Consider the following 17,997-nt stretch of genomic DNA (forward strand, 5'->3'; position numbering starts at 1 on the left):
CCGCGGGTCATCGGGGGGCTACTGGAACAGGGCGTTGACCTGCTCGTTCGCGTCGGTGAACGAGCTCGCCGGCGCGTCTCCCGTGAGCACCGCGTCCGAGGCCGGCTTCATGATGCCGACGATCTTCGCGGCGTTCTCGCCGATCGGGAACAGGAACGTCGTGCCCTCCTCGACGTGGACGGTGAACGAGGAGACGTCGACACCCTTCGCCTCGAACGCCTCGGAGGCCTTGTCGCTCGACGTCGTGATCGCGGGGAAGACGACCGCGTGCTCGGCGACGACGTCCTGGCACGCGGCCGAGGCGAGGTACTCGACCCACTTCTTCGCGCCCTCCGGGTTCTCCGTGCCCGCCCAGATCGAGTCGGCGAGGCCGTTGAACATCGACGCGCGTTCGCCGCTCGGGCCGATCGGCGTCGGCGCGATGCCGACCTCGATGCCCTCGTAGCCCGTGTACTGTCCGATCATCCACGAGCCGTTCGAGTTGATCGCCGTCTTGCTCGCGCCGAAGTTGTCGGGCATGGACGCGCCGACCGTGGTCTCGAGCGGCGGCATGTAGCCCTTCTCGACCAGAGACGCCCACCAGGCGAAGGTGTCCTGGAACTCCGGTGCGTCGTAGTTGTACGACGTGCCCCACGGGTTCTCATCCGTGTGGGTCCATCCGAGCGTGGCCGTGAGGAAGGACCACTCCGTCTGCCCCATCCCCTCGCCCGAGCTGTTGAGCCCCAGCCCGTACACCTCGACGTTGTCCTTATCGAAGCCGGGCTCGTCGCCGCGCACGCCGTTCTTGTCGATCGTCAGCTTCGCGATGACGTCCTCGTACGTGCCGCCGTCCTCCGGGTTCCACTCGAGGCTCGCCATCTCCTCCTCGCTGATGCCGGCCTCCTCGATCATGGCCTTGTTGTAGAACAGGGCGACCGTGTCCCAGTCCTTCGGGAAGCCGTAGCGCTTGTCGTCCTGACCGACCCAGAGGTCGGCGAGGCCCTCGATGTAGACCGAGGTGTCGACGTCGAGGTCGTCCAGCGGGAGCAGCTGGTCGGTCTTCACGAAGTCGGGGTACTTGCTGAGGTGATCCGTGAAGACGTCGGGCGCGGTGCCGGCGGCCATCCCGTTCGTGATCTTGCTCCAGTAGTCGTCCCAGCCGGTCTGGGTGACCTTCACCTGGACGTCGTCGTTCGCCGCGTTGAAGTCCTCCGCGCACTGCTGGTAGGCCGGCAGCTGATTCGCGTCCCACAGCCAGTAGTCGATGGTGCCGTCGCCGCCGCCTCCCCCCGCGCCACCGCCGCAACCTGTCAGGGCGAGGGTCGTGGTGCCCGCGAGCGCCATCGCTCCGAGTGCCTTCTTCTTCATCTTGTTCTCCTTACTCCGGGTGTGAAGGGTCATTTGGTGCCGTTGAAGCCGATGGAGTTCACGATCCGCTTGCCGAAGATCGCGAACAGGATGAGCACCGGCAGGGCCGAGATGAGGGTCGCGGCCATGAGGCCCGACCAGTCGGGCGCGCCCTGCGGGGACTGCGATTTGAAGACGCCGAGGCCGACGGTCAGGACGCGCGTGCTGTCGTCGGAGGCCACGAGGAGCGGCCAGAAGTACTCGTTCCACTGGGTCATGAAGGTCAGCAGTGCGAGGGTCGCCAGCGGAGCCGCTGCGTTGGGCAGGACGATCTGGAAGAAGATCCGCCAGTGCTTCGCGCCGTCGAGCATGGCGGCCTCCTCGACCTCACGCGACATGTTGAGGAAGAACTGCCGCATGAAGAAGATCGCGAACGGCGTCATGAAGAGGTACGGCAGCACGAGGCCCAGCATCGTGTTCAGCAGGCCCAGGTTGCGCACGAGAAGGAAGTTCGGCAGCGCCGTGAAGATCGGCGGCACGAGCACCGTGGCGAGGAACAGGCCGAACACCTTGTCGCGCCCCTTCCAGCGCAGTCGGGCGAAGGCGTACGCCGCCATCGCGCTGAAGAACACCGCGCACGCCGTCGTGACCGTCGCGAAGACGGCGGAGTTCATGAGGTAGGTCCAGAAGCTGATCGAGGCGCCCGATCCGCCCTGCGCGATGGCCTCGGCCGAGGATTGCAGGCCGAACACGCGGGCAAAGGCGCCGAGGTTGAAGCCGGCCGGAAGCAGGCTCGCCGACTGCGAGGCGAGCATGCTGTTCGTCGACAGCGCCGTGCGGAGCACCCAGTAGAAGGGCAGGACACTCACGGCGATCGCGAGCACGACGAAGAACCAGGGGACGACGGTGCGCCAGGTGATCCGCGGCGCACGCCGCCGCTGCACAGTGAGGAGAGCTCGGGTTTCAGACATCGCAGGCTCCTTAGGCCAGATCCGACTCGTTGCCGCGCAGCACCTTCATCTGGATGAAGGCGACGATGGCGAGGATGAGGAAGAGCACCACGGCGATGGCGGAGCCGTACCCGAACTCCTGTTCGCTGAACGCCTTCTGCCAGATGTAGAACTGCAGCACGCGGCTCGCGTTGACCGGACCGCCCTGCGTGGTCACCGCGACGGTGTCGAACACCTGGAACGAGCCGGTGACGGTGAGGATCAGGACGAGCGCGATCACAGGCCGCAGCAGAGGAAGCGTGATGCGGAAGAACTGCTGGAAGGGGTTCGCGCCGTCGAGGTTCGCGGCCTCGTAGACGGTCTCCGGGATGGCCTGCAGACCCGCGAAGATGAGCAGCGCGACGTAGCCCATGTGCCGCCAGGTGTTGATGAGGGCCTGGGTCGGGATCGCCCACTCCTGCGCGCCGAAGAACGCCACTCGCGGGAGTCCGAGCCACTCGATCATCTGGTTGACGATGCCGATGTTGTAGTCGAGCATCCAGAACCACAGCAGGGCCGCGATCACGTTCGCCATGAGGTAGGGCATCAGCAGCATCCCTCGCACGAGCGTCGATCGCGCGACGCGGTGCATGAGTAGAGCGAGCCCGAGGGCGACCGCAGTCTGCAGCACGATGTTGATGAGGACGTACTGGATGGTCACGACGAGCGCGTTCCAGAAGAGCGGATCGGCGAGGAGGCGCTCGTAGTTCGCGGTGCCGACCCAGTCCGGGTCGCCGAGGATGCTGTATTCCGTGAAGCTGAGGTACAGACCGCGCACGGTCGGCACGAGATAGAACGCGATCAGCCCGAACAGCGCCGGCGCGACGAAGACGAGCGCAATCTTCAGGTCGCTGCGCCCTTGCCGCATCCTGACGCCGCCGTCGCGCTGAGCGCGCCGCCGCCCGAGGACGATGGTCGTCGTGGTCATCTTCATACTCCGTTGTGATGAGGGATGTTGCCGGCGAGGTTACACGAGTCACCAAGATTGCCGCAAGCGCTGAAGGCGTCACGGAATTGCAACGACTGCGCCGAGCTAAGTGGCTGTTGACTCGTGTCACACGCCGTGGCAGACTCGCCCGCATGACCTCTCAGGCTTTCTCCCTCGGCATCGTCGGCGCAGGGCAGTTCTCCGGGCACTTCGCGAAGCTGTTCCAGGCGCACCCGCTCATCTCCGAGGTGTGGGTGACCGACACCATCCCCGAGCGCGCGGAGGCGCTCGTCGCGCGCGAGCACCTCGCCGGCACGCTCGTCGACTTCGACGCGATGCTCGCGAGCAACCTCGACGCGGTCGCGATCTTCACGCAGCGCTGGACGCACGGGCCGCTCGTCGTGCAGGCGCTGCGCGCGGGCAAACACGTGTACTCCGCCGTGCCGATGGCGATCAGCGAGGACGAGATCGCCGCGATCATCGACGCCGTGCGCGAGACCGGGCTCACCTACATGATGGGCGAGACGAGCTACTACAACCCCGCGACCGTCTACGCCCGCAAGCGCGCGGCGGAGGGCGCCTTCGGCCGCATCTTCTACGCGGAGGGCGACTACGTCCACGACATGGACCTCGGCTTCTACGCCGCCTACCAGTTCAGCGGCGGCGCGGAATGGAAGCGCACCGCGAGCTACCCGCCCATGCTCTACCCGACGCACTCGGTCGGCGGCGTGCTCGGCGCGATCGGCGGCCGTGCCGTCAGCGTGAGCTGCATCGGCGTGCGCGACGATCGAGGGGACGGCGTCTTCGACCGCGAGGTCAGCATGTTCGACAACGACTTCTCGAACGCCACGGCGCTGTTCGAGCTCGCCGGCGGCGGCAGCATGCGCATCAACGAGTTCCGGCGGGTCGGCTACCCGTCGCACCTGCGCGAGTCGCGCTTCCGCTACTTCGGCACGGAGGCGAGCTTCGAGCAGCTCGTCGAGACGGCCGTGTGGCAGGACAAGCAGGGCTTCTCCGACGTCACGGAGCTCCTCGAGACGAAGCCCAGCATGTCGCCCGACGACCCGTCGCTCGCCGACGTCGATCCCGCCCTGCGGGACGCCTTCATCTCGGGGCTCGCGCGCGTCCACGATGCCGAGCGGCTTCCGGTCGAGCTGCGCGGCCAGCCGACCGGGCACGAGGGCAGCCACCACTTCCTCGTCGACGACTTCGCCGTCGCCGTCGCGAACCGCACGCTGCCGCCGGTCAACGCATGGGAGGCCGCGCGGTACACGCTGCCCGGCATCGTCGCGCACCAGTCCGCGCTCCGCGGCGGGGAGCGCCTCGCCATCCGCGACTTCGGCGATGCCCCGGTCGCGGCTGACGCCCCGGATGGCCAGGTGCTCGCTCGTTAGGATGGCTGACGTGCCGCGCTCGACGTCCGCTTCTGCGAGCCGGGCGACGCGCAACGACGTCGCCCGGCTCGCGGGAGTGAGCCCCGCGGTCGTCAGCTACGTGGTGAACGGCACCAAGAAGGTGTCCCCCGACACCGAGGCGCGCGTGCGCGACGCGATCGAGAAGCTCGGCTACCGGCCCAACCCCTCGGCGCGTGCGCTCCGGCTCGGATCGACCGAGATGCTCGGGATGGTCGTGCCCACGTCGATCAATCCGTACTTCGCGCAGCTCGCGCACGAGGTCGAGCTCGCGGCGGCGCGGCGCGGCTACCTGCTTCTCACGTCGAGCTCCGACGGATCCATCGAGTCGGAGCGACGGCACCTCGAGCACCTCACGACGCGGCTCGTCGACGGCATCTTCCTGTGCAGCAACGTCTTCGAGCCCGACCTGCGCGGACTCGAGCACTCGAACATCCCCGTCGTCCTCCTCAACCACAGCGCTGGCGTGCCCGCCCGCAACTCGATCGGCGTCGACCTCGTGCAGGGCGCGCGCCTCGCGGTCGAGCACCTGGCGGGGCATGGCTACGAGGAGATCGGCCTCGCGATCGGGCGCACGTCGGGCGACGAGGAGGACGGCCGCGAGATCGGATGGCGCGAGACGCTGGAAGAGCTCGGGCTCGAGCCGGGCCCCATCGCGCGCGGCGCCTTCTCGCCCGACGGCGGGTACGAGGCGATGCGGCGCCTGCTGCAGCGCGGGCGCGTGCCGCGCGCGCTCTTCGTGAGCTCCGACCAGATGGGCCGCGGCGTGCTCAAGGCCGCGCACGAGGCGGGCGTGCGCGTGCCCGAGGATCTCGCGATCGTGTCGTTCGACGGGTCCGTCGACGCCGCCTACAGCTGGCCGACGCTCACCTCCGTCGCACAGCCGCTCACGGAGATGGCCGCCGCCGCCGTCGAGGCCCTGCTCGACCACACCGGCGACCCCGTGCATCGCATCATGCCTCCGCACCTCGTCGTCGGCGCCTCCTGCGGCTGCTGACACCGCGGACGCCGCAGGCCCGGCCCCGTTCGCGGGGGCCGGGCCTGCGGGCGCGCGGAGTCAGCGGCGGCGTGCGGCCGACTTCGAGACGGTGTAGATCGCGCCGGTCGTGACGTCCTCCTCGAGCGCCTCGAGCGTGCGGCCTCGCGTCTCGGGCACCTGAGTGAGGACGAAGAGGAGGGCGAGCGCCCCGACCGCGGCGAAGAGGAAGAACGTGCCGGTGATGCCGATCGCCTCGACGAGCGAGAGGAAGTACAGCGACAGGACGCCGTTCACGACCCACAGCATGAAGACCGAGATGCCCATGCCGACGCCGCGCATGTGCAGCGGGAAGATCTCGGACAGGTACACCCACACCGCGATGTTGAGGAACGTCTGCATCGAGCCGACGAAGGCGACAACGAGGAAGAGGATGACCCACGGGCGCAGGGGGTTGCCGACCTCAAGCACGGTCGACGCGACGCCGATGAGCAGGTGGCACGACGTCGTGAGGGTGAGGCCGATCGCGAACGTCTTCCGACGGTCGAGCCGGTCCATCATGGCGAGGGCGATGACGCCGCCGACCACCGCGATGACGCCCGGGGCGATGTTGGCGATGAGCGCCGCGCTCTCGTCGAAGCCCGATTCGATGAGCACCGTCTGGCCGAAGTACATGATCGAGTTGATGCCGGTCAGCTGCTGGGCGACGCCGAGGCCGATGCCCACGAGGAGGATGCGCGTGAGGTTGCGGTTGCCGAGGATCGCGCGCCATCCGAGCTGGCTCTCCTGCTTCTCCTCGTCGGCGACCTTCTCGAGCTCGGCGAGCTCTGCCAGGGCGCGGTCCTCCGAGCGGACGCTCTTGAGCACCGCGAGCGCGCCCGCACGGTCGCCCTTCTCGATGAGCCAGCGGGGCGACTCTGGCATCCGCAGCATGCCGAAGAACAGCGCGATCGCCGGCAGGGCGCAGATCGCGAACATGATGCGCCACACGCCGTCGAGGTGCCCGAGGGTGTTGCCGATGATCGCGTTGACCACGAAGGCGGCCAGCTGCCCGGTCACGATCATGAGCTCGTTGCGGCCCGCGAGCGATCCGCGGATCTCGTACGGGGCGAGCTCGGCGAGGAAGACCGGCACGACCGTCGAGGCGCCGCCCACGGCGAGCCCGAGGATGATGCGGCCGATGACGAGCACGGGCAGGTTGGGCGTGAAGACGACGAACAGCGTGCCCGCGAAGAAGAGCACCGCGAGCAGGATGATCGTCTTGCGACGCCCCCAGCCGTCCGAGAGCCGCCCGCAGAACATCGCGCCGATCGCGGCGGCGAAGATGAGCGAGCTGGTCGCGACGCCCTCGGTGAACGCGTTCAGGCCGAGCTCCTCGGCCATGGGGCGCAGCGCGCCGTTGATCACGCCGGTGTCGTAGCCGAAGAGCAGCCCGCCGAAGGTCGCGATGAGCGCGACCAGGCCGAGCCGCTTCCGGTGCGGTCCTCCGACGAGCGGGGGAAGGGTCGTACTCGAGCCCTCCGCGTGTGCATGTGCCATGGTGACTCCTTCGTCCGGCGAGCGACGCCTTTGTCCTTACATAGTAGCGCGTCACTTTGTCCTGTCAAACGGACAAGCGGCGTCACTGCCTTCCATAACGAAAATGACACTATGTCTTGACAATCTGTTGACAAGCGCGCGATCACGGGTCACAGTGATCGCAGTGCCGACGAGGACGCCGGCCACGCACCGCGGATGGGCAGAGCGGCCCGCCCGCGCACGGCATCCTCTGCCCGCCCGCCGCAGCAGAACACGGCCGATGACGGGTCCGGAGGAGGCGGCGGCGACTCCGGCTACGTCATCTCGATGGTCACGCACGAGACCCCGGGAGACACGTTCTGGGACAAGATCCGCGCCGGCGCCGAGCAGGCCGCGAAGGACGTCGGAGCGACGCTGCAGTACTCGAACGACCCGGCGGCCGACAAGCAGGCCCAGCTCATCCAGACCGCCATCGACTCGGACGTCGACGGCATCGCGACCACGCTCGCGACCCCCGACGCGCTTGCGGCGTCAGTGCAGGCGGCGGCCGATGCGGGCATCCCGCTCGTCGGCTTCAACTCCGGCATCGACCAGTACCAGGAGGTGGGCGCGCTCATGTACTTCGGCTCGGACGAGACGCTCGCCGGGCAGACGGCGGGAGAGCGCATCGCCGAGGCCGGCGGCGCGCATCCGCTGTGCGTCATCCAGGCCGCCGGCTCGGTGGCCCTCGAGGCGCGCTGCGCGGGCGTGAAGAGCGCCGTGCCGGGCACGGAGAACATCCAGGTGAACGGCGCCGACGACTCCGCCGTGGTGGCGAGCCTGCAGGCGAAGCTCCAGCAGGACCCGTCGATCGACTACATCGTGACGCTCGGCGCTCCCATCGCGCTGGACGCGCTGAAGGCGATGGAGCAGTCCGGCAGCGAGGCGAAGCTCATCACGTTCGACCTCAACGCCGACGCCGCGCAGGCGATCAAGGACGGCCAGATCGAGTTCTCGATCGACCAGCAGCCGTACGTGCAGGGGTACATGGCCGTCACGTCGCTCTACCTCTACCTGAAGAACGGCAACGACATCGGCGGCGGGAAGCCCGTCCTGACGGGCCCGTCGTTCGTCGACGAGTCGAACATCGACACGATCCTCCCGTTCGCTGAGAACAACACCCGCTGACCACCGCGGAGGGCGGGCCGCAGGGCCCGCCCTCCCCCACCACCAGGAGTACCCATGTCACAGGGTTTCGCTTCCTCCGCTCCGTCGGAGGCGTCGAACCGGGTGAAGCTCGGCTGGTCGCACCGCCTGCTCGCCCGTCCGGAGGTCGGCGCGGCGGTCGCCGCGGCGCTCATCTTCGTGTTCTTCCTCGCCGTCGCACCCGCGTTCCGCTCGGCCGACGCGCTCTTCACCGTGCTCTACCAGGCCTCCACGATCGGCATCGTCGCCGTCGCCGTCGGCCTGCTCATGATCGGCGGGGAGTTCGACCTCTCCGCCGGCGTCATCGTCACGAGTGCGGGGCTCTTCAACGCGCTCTTCTCGTACTACCTCGGCATCAACCTCATCGTCGGGGCCGTCCTCTCGCTCGTGTTCTGCCTCGGCGTCGGCTTCGTCAACGGCTACCTCGTGATGCGCACGGGCATCCCGAGCTTCCTCATCACGCTCGGCTCGTTCTTCATCCTCCAGGGTGCGAACCTCGGCATCACCAAGCTCGTCACCGGCGCCGTGGCGAGCCCGAACATCTCGCGGATGGACGGCTACGACATCCTCCGGACGATCTTCGCCGGGTCGTTCCAGATCGGCGGGATCACGATCTGGAACAGCGTCCTCTACTGGATCGCGTTCGTCGCCCTCGCCGCGTGGATCCTCCAGCGCACGCGCGTGGGCAACTGGATCTACGCGGTCGGCGGGAACGCCGCCTCCGCCCGCGCCGTGGGCGTGCCCGTGGTCGCCGTCAAGATCGGCCTGTTCATGACGGTGTCGTTCCTCGGCTGGTTCGTCGGCATGCACACGCTGTTCCGGTTCAACACGCTCCAGGCGGGCAACGGCGTCGGCAACGAGTTCCTCCACATCATCGCCGCGGTGGTCGGCGGGACGCTCCTCACGGGCGGCTTCGGCAACGCCATCGGCGTGGCCATCGGCGCCTTCATCTTCGGGATGACCTCGCTCGGCATCGTGTACGCCGGATGGGACCCGAACTGGTTCCGCTCCTTCCTCGGGGCGATGCTCGTCATCGCCGTCCTCGTGAACCTCTATGTCAAGAAGCTCTCCACCGCACGGAAGGTCGGGTGACGACGATGACCGAGAGCCCCCGCGGCGGCGCGCCGCTCATCCAGATGACCGAGGTCGGCAAGAGCTACGGCGCCATTCGAGCGCTCAAAGGCATCAACCTCACCGTCAACGCCGGGGAGGTCGCGTGCGTGCTCGGCGACAACGGCGCGGGCAAGTCCACGCTCATCAAGATCATGGCCGGACTCCACCCGCACACCGAGGGCACCCTCCTCGTCGAGGGCGCCGAGCGCCGCTACGAATCCCCCCGCCAGGCGCTCGAGGACGGCATCGCGACGGTCTACCAGGACCTCGCCGTCGTGGGCCTCATGGAGGTGTGGCGCAACTTCTTCCTCGGCTCCGAGCTCGTCCGCTCGCGCTTCCCGCTCGCGAGCATGAGCATCCGCGACATGAAGGCGATCGCCGATGCCGAGCTGCGCAAGATGGGGATCGTCGTGAAGGACCTCGACCAGCCCATCAGCGAGCTCTCCGGAGGCCAGCGCCAGTGCGTCGCGATCGCCCGCGCCGTCTACTTCGGGGCCAAGGTGCTCATCCTCGACGAGCCCACCGCAGCCCTCGGCGTCAAGCAGTCCGGCGTCGTGCTCAAGTACGTCGCCGCGGCCCGCGACGCGGGCCTCGGCGTCGTCTTCATCACGCACAACCCGCACCACGCGTACCTCGTGGGCGACCACTTCGTCATCCTCAAGCTCGGCCAGGCCGTCCTCGACCGCAAGCGCGACGAGGTCACCCTCGACGAGCTCACGCGTCAGATGGCCGGAGGCGACGAGCTCGCCGAGCTCAGCCACGAGCTCAAGGAGCTCGGCGGCCGCACCGAGGCCATCCGCACCGTCGAGGAGGACACACGGCGTCGCCGACGCTGACGCGGTGCACGAAGAAGGGGCCCGATCCGCAGGCGACGCGGATCGGGCCCCTTTCGTCGCGCCGTCAGACGAGGGCGTCGACGGGCTCGCTGCGCCCCGACGCGAGCGAGCGCGTCGCCGCCTCGGCGATCGCCTGCGCGCGGAGCCCGTCGCGCAGGCCGACGGGCACGGGAGCGCCCGTTTCGAGCGCCGACACGAACGCGCCGAGCGCGGCGGCGTAGGTCGGCTGCACGCGCTCGAACCATCCGGCGTGGAGGCCGTCGGACACCGCCTCCGTGCCGCGGAAGCGGGTGACCCCGCCGGCGCGCATGCGACCGGACTCGGCCATCCCCGTCGAGCCCAGCACCTCGATGCGCTCGTCGTAGCCGTAGCCCGTGTGCCGCACGCTGTCGATCTGGACGAGCGCGCCTCCGGCGAGCTTCAGCGTCGCCGCCGAGGTGTCGACGTCGCCGATCTCGGCCACGCGCGGGTCGGCGAGCGCCGACCCCGCGACGTGCACCTCGACGGGCTCGAGGCCCGTGATCCACCGCGCGAGGTCGAAGAAGTGCACCGTCTGGTCCCGCATCTGGCCGCCGGACACCCGCAGGTAGTCGAGCGGCGGCAGCGCCGGCCCGCGCGAGGTGAGCTGCACGAGCGCGACCTCGCCCACGGCGCCCTCGTCGACGAGCCGCTTGAGCTCGGCGTGGTCGCGGTCGAACCGGCGGTTGAAGTCGACCATGGCGGGGACGCCCGCCCGCTCGACGTGCGCGACGGTCTCGGCGGCGTGCGCGAGGTCGAGGTCGATGGGCTTCTCGACGAGCACGGCGAGACCGGCGTCGGCGGCGCGTCGCAGGTTCTCGGCATGCGTGTCGGTCGACGAGGCGATGAAGACGGCGTCGACGAGCTCGGGATCGAAGGCCTCGGCGAGCGAGCGCGCCGCGCGGGCGCCGTGCGCCGTGGCGAGCGCTTCCGCGCGGGCGCTGTCGACGTCGTAGACGAGGCGGAAGTCGACGGCGGGATGGGCCGCGAGGCTCTGGGCGTGGACGGAGCCGATGAAGCCGGCTCCGATCAGGGCGAAGCGCTGCATGGTCTGCCTTCTCAGGAAACGAGGATGTGGAGGAGCCCGCGGATGGTCGTGGCCACCTCGAGGAAGTCGTGCTCGTTCGCCTTGTCGGAGAACATCTCCGACACCCACCAGCCGTCGTACCCCGTCGACTTGATCGCGTCGACCCATTCCTGCAGCGGGATGGCGCCGCCGCCGATGACGACGTTGCGGTGCACGCTCTGATCCGGCACGTCGTGCTCCCGGTCGAGGTCGAGGCCGTCGGAGATGTGCGCGGCCTTGATGAGCTCCTTCGGCGTCGCGGCGACCTCCTCGAGGGTGTCGCCCGTCGTCCAGTAGTGCCATGTGTCGAGCGCGATGCCGACGTTGTCGCGGCCGGCACGCTTGATGATCTCGAGGGAGTGCCGGTGCCGGTTGAGGTTCGACCAGGCGAGCGGCTCGAGGTAGAGGTCGAGGCCGCGGTCGGCTGCGATGTCGGCCGCCTCGCGCACGTTCGTCGCGGCCACGTCGAGCGCATCGCTCTCGGGGAGCCCGAGCGTGCCGCGGTAGCGCACGTCGTCGGCCGACAGTCGTCCGGCCCGGAAGTCCTTGACGACCTCCCAGTCGACGGGGCCGGTGCACATCTGCAGGATGGGGGCGCCGACGACGACGGCGATGTCGGCCATCCGCTCGACCTCGGCGAGGAGCGCCTCGCGGCCGGCGCCGCGTCGCTCGAGATCCAGGACGGCGCCGATGCCCGACACCTCGATCCCCTCGAGGAGGGGAGGCAGGGACTCGACGGCGTAGCCCGCGTCGAGGTAGCGGTAGAGCTTGGGGCTCTGCAGCTCGATCCCGGCGTAGCCCGCGGCCTTCGCAACAGCGATGTCGCTCACGACATTGCCGTAGAACGTCGTCGTGACGTTCATCGACAGCTTGGTCATGGGTCAGGATCCGATCAGCTCGCGCAGCTTCTCGAGCTGGTAGCGCGACACCTCGTCGCGGTTCTCGTCCTCGGCGAACACGTTCGACACGATGAGCGCGTCGTCGCGGTCGAGGTAGCCGATCTCGCGGAGCGTCGTGAAGAGCTCGTCCCAGTTCACGTCGCCGTCGCCGATCTTCAGGTGCTGATGCACGCGCACCGCGTTGCCCGGCGGGTTCGTGATGTAGCGGAGCCCGTGGGAGCGCGTGTGGTCGAACGTGTCGGCCGTGTACACGGCGCCGACGCGGTCGCCGATCTCGGGCAGGAGCGTCGTCGCGCGGTCGCCGTAGTGGAACGTGTGCGACGCGACGTACACGAAGCCGACGGCGGAGGAGTTCAGCCCCCGCAGCACGCGCCATCCCTCGAGCCCGTCCTCGACGAAGTCGTCGGGGTGCGGATCGACGTTGAGGCGGAGGCCCTCGCGCTCGATGATCGGCAGGAGCTCCTCCATCGAGGTGTAGAACGCCGCCTCGGAGTCCTCCTGACGCTCGGGGCGGCCCGAGAACTCGGTGTTGATGACGGGCACCTCGAGCTCGACGGCGAGCTGGATGATCCGGCGGAAGTTCCGCACGGCCGCCTGGCGCTGCGGCTCGTCGGGCCACGAGATGCGCTGAACCGGGAGGATGGCCGGGATCGACACGCCGGCATCCCTCGCGGCCCTCTTCAGCTTCGCCACGAGGCCGTCGTCGGCCTTCGGGTAGCGGAAGAAGGGCGAGAAGTCGGCGTGAGGCGTGAGCTGGAGGTGCGTGTAGCCCAGCCGTGCGGCGATGTCGGGGAACTCGAGCAGCGCGTGCCCGTCGTGGAACGGCGTCGGGTCGAGGGCGATGCGGACCATCGTCGTGCTCCTTCGGTGTCAGGCGTAGAAGGCGGGGCGGGCGGGTGCGTCGACCGGCTGCACGCCGCCGTCGAGCGCGCGCACGCCGGCCTCGCACGCGAGCGCGACGAGGTAGCCGTCCCACGCGTTCGGGCCGTCGACGAGGCGTCCGTCGCGCACGGCGTCGACCCAGCGCTGGATCTCGTTGTCGTACGCGGTCGCGAACCGCGTCGTGAAGCTCACGTGCTCGGCGGTCGAGACACGGCCCGCCTGCCACAGGTGCAGCCCGGACGGCTGGCCGATGCGGGCGATCCCCTGCTGGAAGACGGCCTCGGTCGCCACCTGGTAGCCGAACTGCACGCTGACGTTCATCTCGACGTCGACGAGCACGCCGTTCTCGAGCTCGATGAGCACGAGGATGGGCTCGCGCAGGCGCTCGGGCGAGAGGTCGTTGCGACGCGGGTACTTCACCTCGACGCTCACGATCGGCGAGCCGGCGAGCCACGGCACGACGTCGAACTCGTGCACGACCGAGTCGGTGATGAGCATCGTCTGGCTGTAGCTGTCGGGCACGCTCGGGTTGCGGTGCACGGCGCGCACCATGAGCAGCTCGCCCGCCTCGCCCGAGGCGACGAGCTCGCGCAGCCGGGCGTACTCGGGGTCGAAGCGGCGCATGAAGCCGACCTGGATGTGCGGCCGATCGAGTCGCTGCTCGAGCTCGAGCACCTGGCGCGACGTCTCGGAGTCGGGCGTGAGCGGCTTCTCGCAGAGGATCGGCAGGCCCGCGGCGAGCGCCGGCTCGAGCACGGGCAGGTGGAACTGACCCGGCGTCGCGATGAGCACGGCGTCGACGGCGTCGGCCGCGATCGCGTCCTCGATGCGGGTGAAGGTCTGCGCCCCCGGCGCGTTCCCCGCGGCGGACGCGGCGCGCCCTGCGTCGGGCTCGATGATCGCCGCGACGCGGGCGCCGCTGATGCGCTGCGTGATGCGGGCGATGTGGTCGGCGCCCATGGCGCCTGCGCCCACGACGCCGATGCGGAGGTCCTGGCTCATGTCGTCTTCTCCTGGAGACTCAGTGCTGGCGCGCGAAGTGCGTGCAGCTGAAGATGTGCTGGCGGGTGCGGCTCGCGATGGGGAACGGGGTGTCGACGTCGCAGCCGTACATGTCCTGCTCCACGATCGCGAAGATGTCGGGGTCGATCGCCGCGACGGCCTCGATGATCGGGCCGAGGTCGGGCACGCCGTGCGGCGGCTCGATCATGATGCCCTGGCTGACCGCCTCGGCGAACGGCACGTCGTTCTTGAGCACGTCGAAGAGCAGCGACGTGTCGACCTGCTTGAGGTGCAGGTACCCGATGCGGTCCGGCCGCTCCTCGATGAGCTTGAGGTTGTCGCCGCCGTAGTACGCGAAGTGCCCGGTATCGAGGCACAGGTTCGTGTAGCGCGGGTCGGTCTCGTCGAGGAAGCGGAGCACCTCGCGGGTCGTGCCGACGTGGCTGTCGGCGTGCGAGTGGAACTGCTGGCGGACGCCGTACTCCTCGAGGAGCGCCTTGCCGAGCCGGTCGTGCCCCGCGGCGAGCTTCGCCCACTGCTCGTCGGAGAGCGTGCGCGCCTCGAGCACCTCGCTCGTGGCGTCGCTGCGCCAGAGGTCGGGGATGACGACGATGTGCTCGGCGCCGAGCTGCGACGCGAGACCGGCGACCTTCACGGCCTGGTCCCATGCGCGCTGCCACTCGTCGTCGCTCTTGTGGAATCCCGTGAAGACCGTGCCGCCCGAGAGCCGGAGCCCTCGGCTGCCCAGCTCGTCCTCGAGCTGGTGCGGGTCGGTCGGCAGATAGCCGTAGGGGCCCAGCTCGATCCACGTGTACCCGGCCTCGACGACCTCGTCGAGGAACCGCTGCCAGGGCACCTGCTTCGGGTCGTCGGGGAACCACACGCCCCACGAGTCCGGCGCGGTGCCGATGCGCAGGCCGGCGTCGGAGCGGACGACGATGTCTGCGTCGTCGGGGATGCTGTCGGTCATGCTGTGTCTCCTGTCGATGCCCGCGCTCAGCCGATGAGCGGCTTCTGCGCCTGGACCTGCTGCTCGTACTCCGCCCTGGCCGCCTGGGTCGATGCGAGCGTCGACACCTGCGCGACCGGGACGTCCCACCATCCCTCGCCGTCGGGCGCGTAGATGTGCGGGTCGCTGTTGATGTGGATGAAGGTCGACCGGTCGGACGCCTTGGCGCGCGCGATCGCGTCGCGGAGGTCGTCGACCGCGGCGGGCGTCGGCTCGATCTCGATGACGTCCATGCCGTAGCTGCGCGCGTTCATCGCGAGGTCGACGGGGAGGACGTCCTCGCCCTGGAAGTCGCGGGCCTGCGGGTCGTAGGCCCGGTACTTCGTGCCGAAGCGCTCCGACCCGACCGTCTCGGACAGGTGGCCGATCGAGGCGTACCCGTGGTTCTGGATGAGCACGACGATGATCTTGATGCCCTCGGCGACGGCCGTCACCAGCTCGGTGTTGAGCATGAGGTACGACCCGTCGCCCACCATGACGATCACGTCGCGGTCCGAGCCGTCGGCCACGGCGCCGCGCTTGACGCCGATGCCGCCGGCGATCTCGTAGCCCATGCACGAGAAGGCGTACTCGACGTGGTACCCGAGCGGGTCGCGCACGCGCCACAGCTTGTGGAGGTCTCCCGGCAGCGACCCCGCGGCCTGGACGACGACGTCCTCGGGGGCGCTCGCCTGCTGCACGGCGCCGATGATCTCGGGCTGGCCCGGCAGCGCGAGTCCCGAGCGGGCGAACGCCTCGTCGACCGTGGCGTCCCACGCGGCCTTCTCGCGCGCGATGCGCTCCGCGTACTCGGCGGTCACACGGAGCCCCTCGAGCTCAACGAGGAGCTCGACGAGGGCCTCGCGCGCGTCCGCGACGACCGGCAGCTGCGTGCCGTGCTTGTAGGCGTCGAACGACGCGACGTTGATGTTCACGAACGCGACGTCGGGGTTCTGGAACGCCGTGCGCGACGCCGTCGTGAAGTCGCTGTAGCGGGTGCCGATGCCGATGACGACGTCCGCCTCGGCCGCGAGGCGGTTCGCGGCGAGCGTGCCCGTGGCGCCGACGCCGCCGAGGTACTGCGGGTGGTCCCAGTTCAGCACGCCGCCGCCGGCCTGCGACGTGCCCACGGGGATGCCCGTGGCCTCGACGAGCGCGCGCAGCTGCTCCTCGGCGTCGGAGTAGAGCACGCCGCCGCCGGCGACGATGAAGGGGCGCTGCGCGCCGCGGATGGCCCGCACGGCGAGCGCGAGCGCGTCGCGATCCGGACGCGGACGGCGCACGCGCCACTCGCGGTCCTGGAGGAACGCGAGCGGCACGTCGATCGCCTCGGCCTGGACGTCCTCGGGGAGCGCGATCGTGACGGCCCCGGTCTCGGCGGGGTCGGTGAGCACGCGCATCGCGGCGAGCGCGATCGAGTACAGCTGCTCGGGGCGCTGCACGCGGTCGAAGAAGCGCGACACGGGGCGGAAGGCGTCGGTCACCTGGATGCCGATGTCGTGCGGGTGCTCGAGCTGCTGCAGCACGGGGTCGGCGACGCGCGTCGCGAACGTGTCACTGGGCAGGAGCAGAGCCGGCAGGCGGTTGGAGGTCGCGAGCGCCGCGCCGGTGAGCATGTTCGCCGCTCCGGGGCCGACCGACGCGGCCGACGCGAAGGTCGCACGGCGACGGTGCATGCGCGCGTACCCGACGGCCTGGTGCACCATGGCCTGCTCGTTCCGGGCCTGGTAGTACGGCATGAGGCCCGGCTGCTCCTCGTGGACCTGCTTGAGCGCCTGCCCCACGCCCGCGACGTTGCCGTGGCCGAAGATGCCGAACACGCCGGGGATCGTGCGCTCGCGGCGGTCGCCGTCGACCGTCCACTGGTGCGCCAGGAACTCGACGAGAGCCTGGCTCACGGTCATCCGCTTGGTGCTGCCCATGGGATCAGCCTTCCTTGTTCTCGTAGGGGAGGCGGGAGTCGAGCTCCTGCCCCTCCCAGGTCTCGCGCACCCAGGCGTGCCCGGGGTCGTCGCTGATGAGCCAGACCCTCTCGGCGTCGGGCCCGGCCATCACGTTGAGGTAGTAGAGGTCGTAGCCCGGCGCGGCGACCGCGGGGCCGTGGTAGCCGTACGGCACGAGCGCGACGTCGCCCGTGCGCACCTGCGCGTTGATGTCGATCTCGCCCGCGGGCGAGGAGTAGGTGCTGAACATGCCGAAGGAGGCCTCCGGCGTGCCCTTCGCGCCTCCGACCCGGGCGGGAGCCGTCTCGAAGTAGTAGATCTCCTCGAGGCGCGACTCGTGGCCCGGCACGTGCTCGTCGTGCTTGTGCGGCGGGTACGACGACCAGTTCTCGGCAGGGGTGATGACCTCGCACACGATGAACCGCGCCGCGTCGAGCGCATGGGGAGTGCCGAAGTTGTGCACCTGGCGGCTCGAGGCCCCCGCGCCGCGCAGCTCGACCGGCGTGTCGGCGGCGGGGATGAGGCGCGTGGCGAAGACCCTCTCGGTCGGCGATGTCGCGACCGCCACGCGCCCCTCCCCCGACAGCACGCCCTGCTCCGCGGTCGACAGGTAGAGCACGTCCGTCGGCCCGTCGAACACGGAGCGCCGGCCCGCGAGCGCATAGGTGGCATCCCCCGTGCGCACCTCGAACGCACCCGCGAGCGGCACGACGAGCTTCTCGGTGCCCGGCTCGAGCGCGAGCTCGTCGCCGGCGGCGAGCTGCGCGACCCGCAGGCCCGTGTGCTCCCAGCCCTCGATCGAGCCGTCGACGACGGTCTCCCAGCCGTCGCGCGCGAGCGCGCCGCGGCGGTGGAACCAGCGCTGGTCCGTCATGTCCATCTCTCTTCTCGTCGTTCTCGGGGTCGTCTCGCGGCG

16 protein-coding genes are annotated in these 17,997 nt (G+C 69.6%); 5 read left to right on the forward strand and 11 right to left on the reverse strand.

The features are described from left to right. Positions 1-18: 18 nt before the first annotated feature. The 3 genes from PKE79_RS08135 to PKE79_RS08145 are packed head-to-tail and all read right to left on the reverse strand — an operon-like array spanning position 19 to position 3,183. On the reverse strand, positions 19-1,347 hold the full coding sequence (locus PKE79_RS08135; protein ID WP_271173188.1) for an ABC transporter substrate-binding protein: 1,329 nt from the start codon (positions 1,345-1,347) through the stop codon (positions 19-21). A gap of 29 nt (positions 1,348-1,376) precedes the next feature. After that, entirely contained in the window at positions 1,377-2,297 is a 921-nt protein-coding gene (locus tag PKE79_RS08140) for a carbohydrate ABC transporter permease (RefSeq protein ID WP_271173189.1), read from the reverse strand. A gap of 10 nt (positions 2,298-2,307) precedes the next feature. Then, positions 2,308-3,183: a carbohydrate ABC transporter permease gene (locus tag PKE79_RS08145; protein WP_271173231.1), complete on the reverse strand. Its 876-nt coding sequence runs from the start codon at positions 3,181-3,183 to the stop codon at positions 2,308-2,310. Positions 3,184-3,395: 212 nt separating this feature from the next. Between PKE79_RS08145 and PKE79_RS08150 the strand changes: the two genes are divergently transcribed. Next, the gene (locus PKE79_RS08150) at positions 3,396-4,637 is read left to right on the forward strand and encodes a Gfo/Idh/MocA family protein (protein WP_271173190.1); all 1,242 of its coding nucleotides are present in this window, start codon (positions 3,396-3,398) and stop codon (positions 4,635-4,637) included. Between the two features lies 1 nt (position 4,638). Further along, entirely contained in the window at positions 4,639-5,652 is a 1,014-nt protein-coding gene (locus PKE79_RS08155) for a LacI family DNA-binding transcriptional regulator (protein WP_271173191.1), read from the forward strand. A gap of 60 nt (positions 5,653-5,712) precedes the next feature. Here the strand turns inward: PKE79_RS08155 and PKE79_RS08160 are convergent, their stop codons facing one another. Then, positions 5,713-7,170, reverse strand: coding sequence for a sugar porter family MFS transporter (locus PKE79_RS08160; protein WP_271173192.1), 1,458 nt, complete (start codon positions 7,168-7,170; stop codon positions 5,713-5,715). Between the two features lie 195 nt (positions 7,171-7,365). Here PKE79_RS08160 and PKE79_RS08165 point away from each other — a divergent pair, with 195 nt between their 5' ends. Genes PKE79_RS08165 through PKE79_RS08175 form a run of 3 tightly spaced genes read left to right on the forward strand, consistent with a single transcriptional unit; the run spans position 7,366 to position 10,283 of the window. After that, entirely contained in the window at positions 7,366-8,316 is a 951-nt protein-coding gene (locus PKE79_RS08165) for a substrate-binding domain-containing protein (RefSeq protein WP_271173193.1), read from the forward strand. Positions 8,317-8,370: 54 nt separating this feature from the next. Further along, complete coding sequence (locus PKE79_RS08170; protein WP_271173194.1) at positions 8,371-9,426, forward strand: ABC transporter permease; 1,056 nt, start codon at positions 8,371-8,373, stop codon at positions 9,424-9,426. Between the two features lie 5 nt (positions 9,427-9,431). Beyond that, positions 9,432-10,283: an ATP-binding cassette domain-containing protein gene (locus PKE79_RS08175; protein ID WP_271173195.1), complete on the forward strand. Its 852-nt coding sequence runs from the start codon at positions 9,432-9,434 to the stop codon at positions 10,281-10,283. A 64-nt stretch (positions 10,284-10,347) separates the two neighbouring features. Here PKE79_RS08175 and PKE79_RS08180 read toward each other — a convergent pair whose 3' ends face one another. Genes PKE79_RS08180 through iolB form a run of 7 tightly spaced genes read right to left on the reverse strand, consistent with a single transcriptional unit; the run spans position 10,348 to position 17,955 of the window. After that, positions 10,348-11,349 carry a Gfo/Idh/MocA family protein gene (locus tag PKE79_RS08180; RefSeq protein ID WP_271173196.1) on the reverse strand — a complete coding sequence of 334 codons (1,002 nt, stop codon included), beginning with the start codon at positions 11,347-11,349 and terminating at the stop codon, positions 10,348-10,350. An 11-nt stretch (positions 11,350-11,360) separates the two neighbouring features. Then, on the reverse strand, positions 11,361-12,245 hold the full coding sequence (locus PKE79_RS08185; protein ID WP_271173197.1) for a sugar phosphate isomerase/epimerase family protein: 885 nt from the start codon (positions 12,243-12,245) through the stop codon (positions 11,361-11,363). A gap of 3 nt (positions 12,246-12,248) precedes the next feature. Beyond that, positions 12,249-13,118, reverse strand: coding sequence for a sugar phosphate isomerase/epimerase family protein (locus tag PKE79_RS08190; RefSeq protein ID WP_271173198.1), 870 nt, complete (start codon positions 13,116-13,118; stop codon positions 12,249-12,251). Positions 13,119-13,136: 18 nt separating this feature from the next. Beyond that, on the reverse strand, positions 13,137-14,150 hold the full coding sequence (locus PKE79_RS08195; RefSeq protein WP_271173199.1) for a Gfo/Idh/MocA family protein: 1,014 nt from the start codon (positions 14,148-14,150) through the stop codon (positions 13,137-13,139). A gap of 19 nt (positions 14,151-14,169) precedes the next feature. After that, entirely contained in the window at positions 14,170-15,120 is a 951-nt protein-coding gene (locus tag PKE79_RS08200; RefSeq protein ID WP_271173200.1) for a sugar phosphate isomerase/epimerase family protein, read from the reverse strand. A gap of 26 nt (positions 15,121-15,146) precedes the next feature. Continuing rightward, positions 15,147-17,060 carry a 3D-(3,5/4)-trihydroxycyclohexane-1,2-dione acylhydrolase (decyclizing) gene (iolD, locus tag PKE79_RS08205; RefSeq protein WP_271173201.1) on the reverse strand — a complete coding sequence of 638 codons (1,914 nt, stop codon included), beginning with the start codon at positions 17,058-17,060 and terminating at the stop codon, positions 15,147-15,149. A 4-nt stretch (positions 17,061-17,064) separates the two neighbouring features. Continuing rightward, entirely contained in the window at positions 17,065-17,955 is an 891-nt protein-coding gene (gene iolB / locus PKE79_RS08210; RefSeq protein WP_271173202.1) for a 5-deoxy-glucuronate isomerase, read from the reverse strand. Positions 17,956-17,997: the final 42 nt, after the last annotated feature.

Source organism: Microbacterium barkeri (genome assembly GCF_027921765.1).
GTDB classification, from domain to species: domain Bacteria; phylum Actinomycetota; class Actinomycetes; order Actinomycetales; family Microbacteriaceae; genus Microbacterium; species Microbacterium barkeri.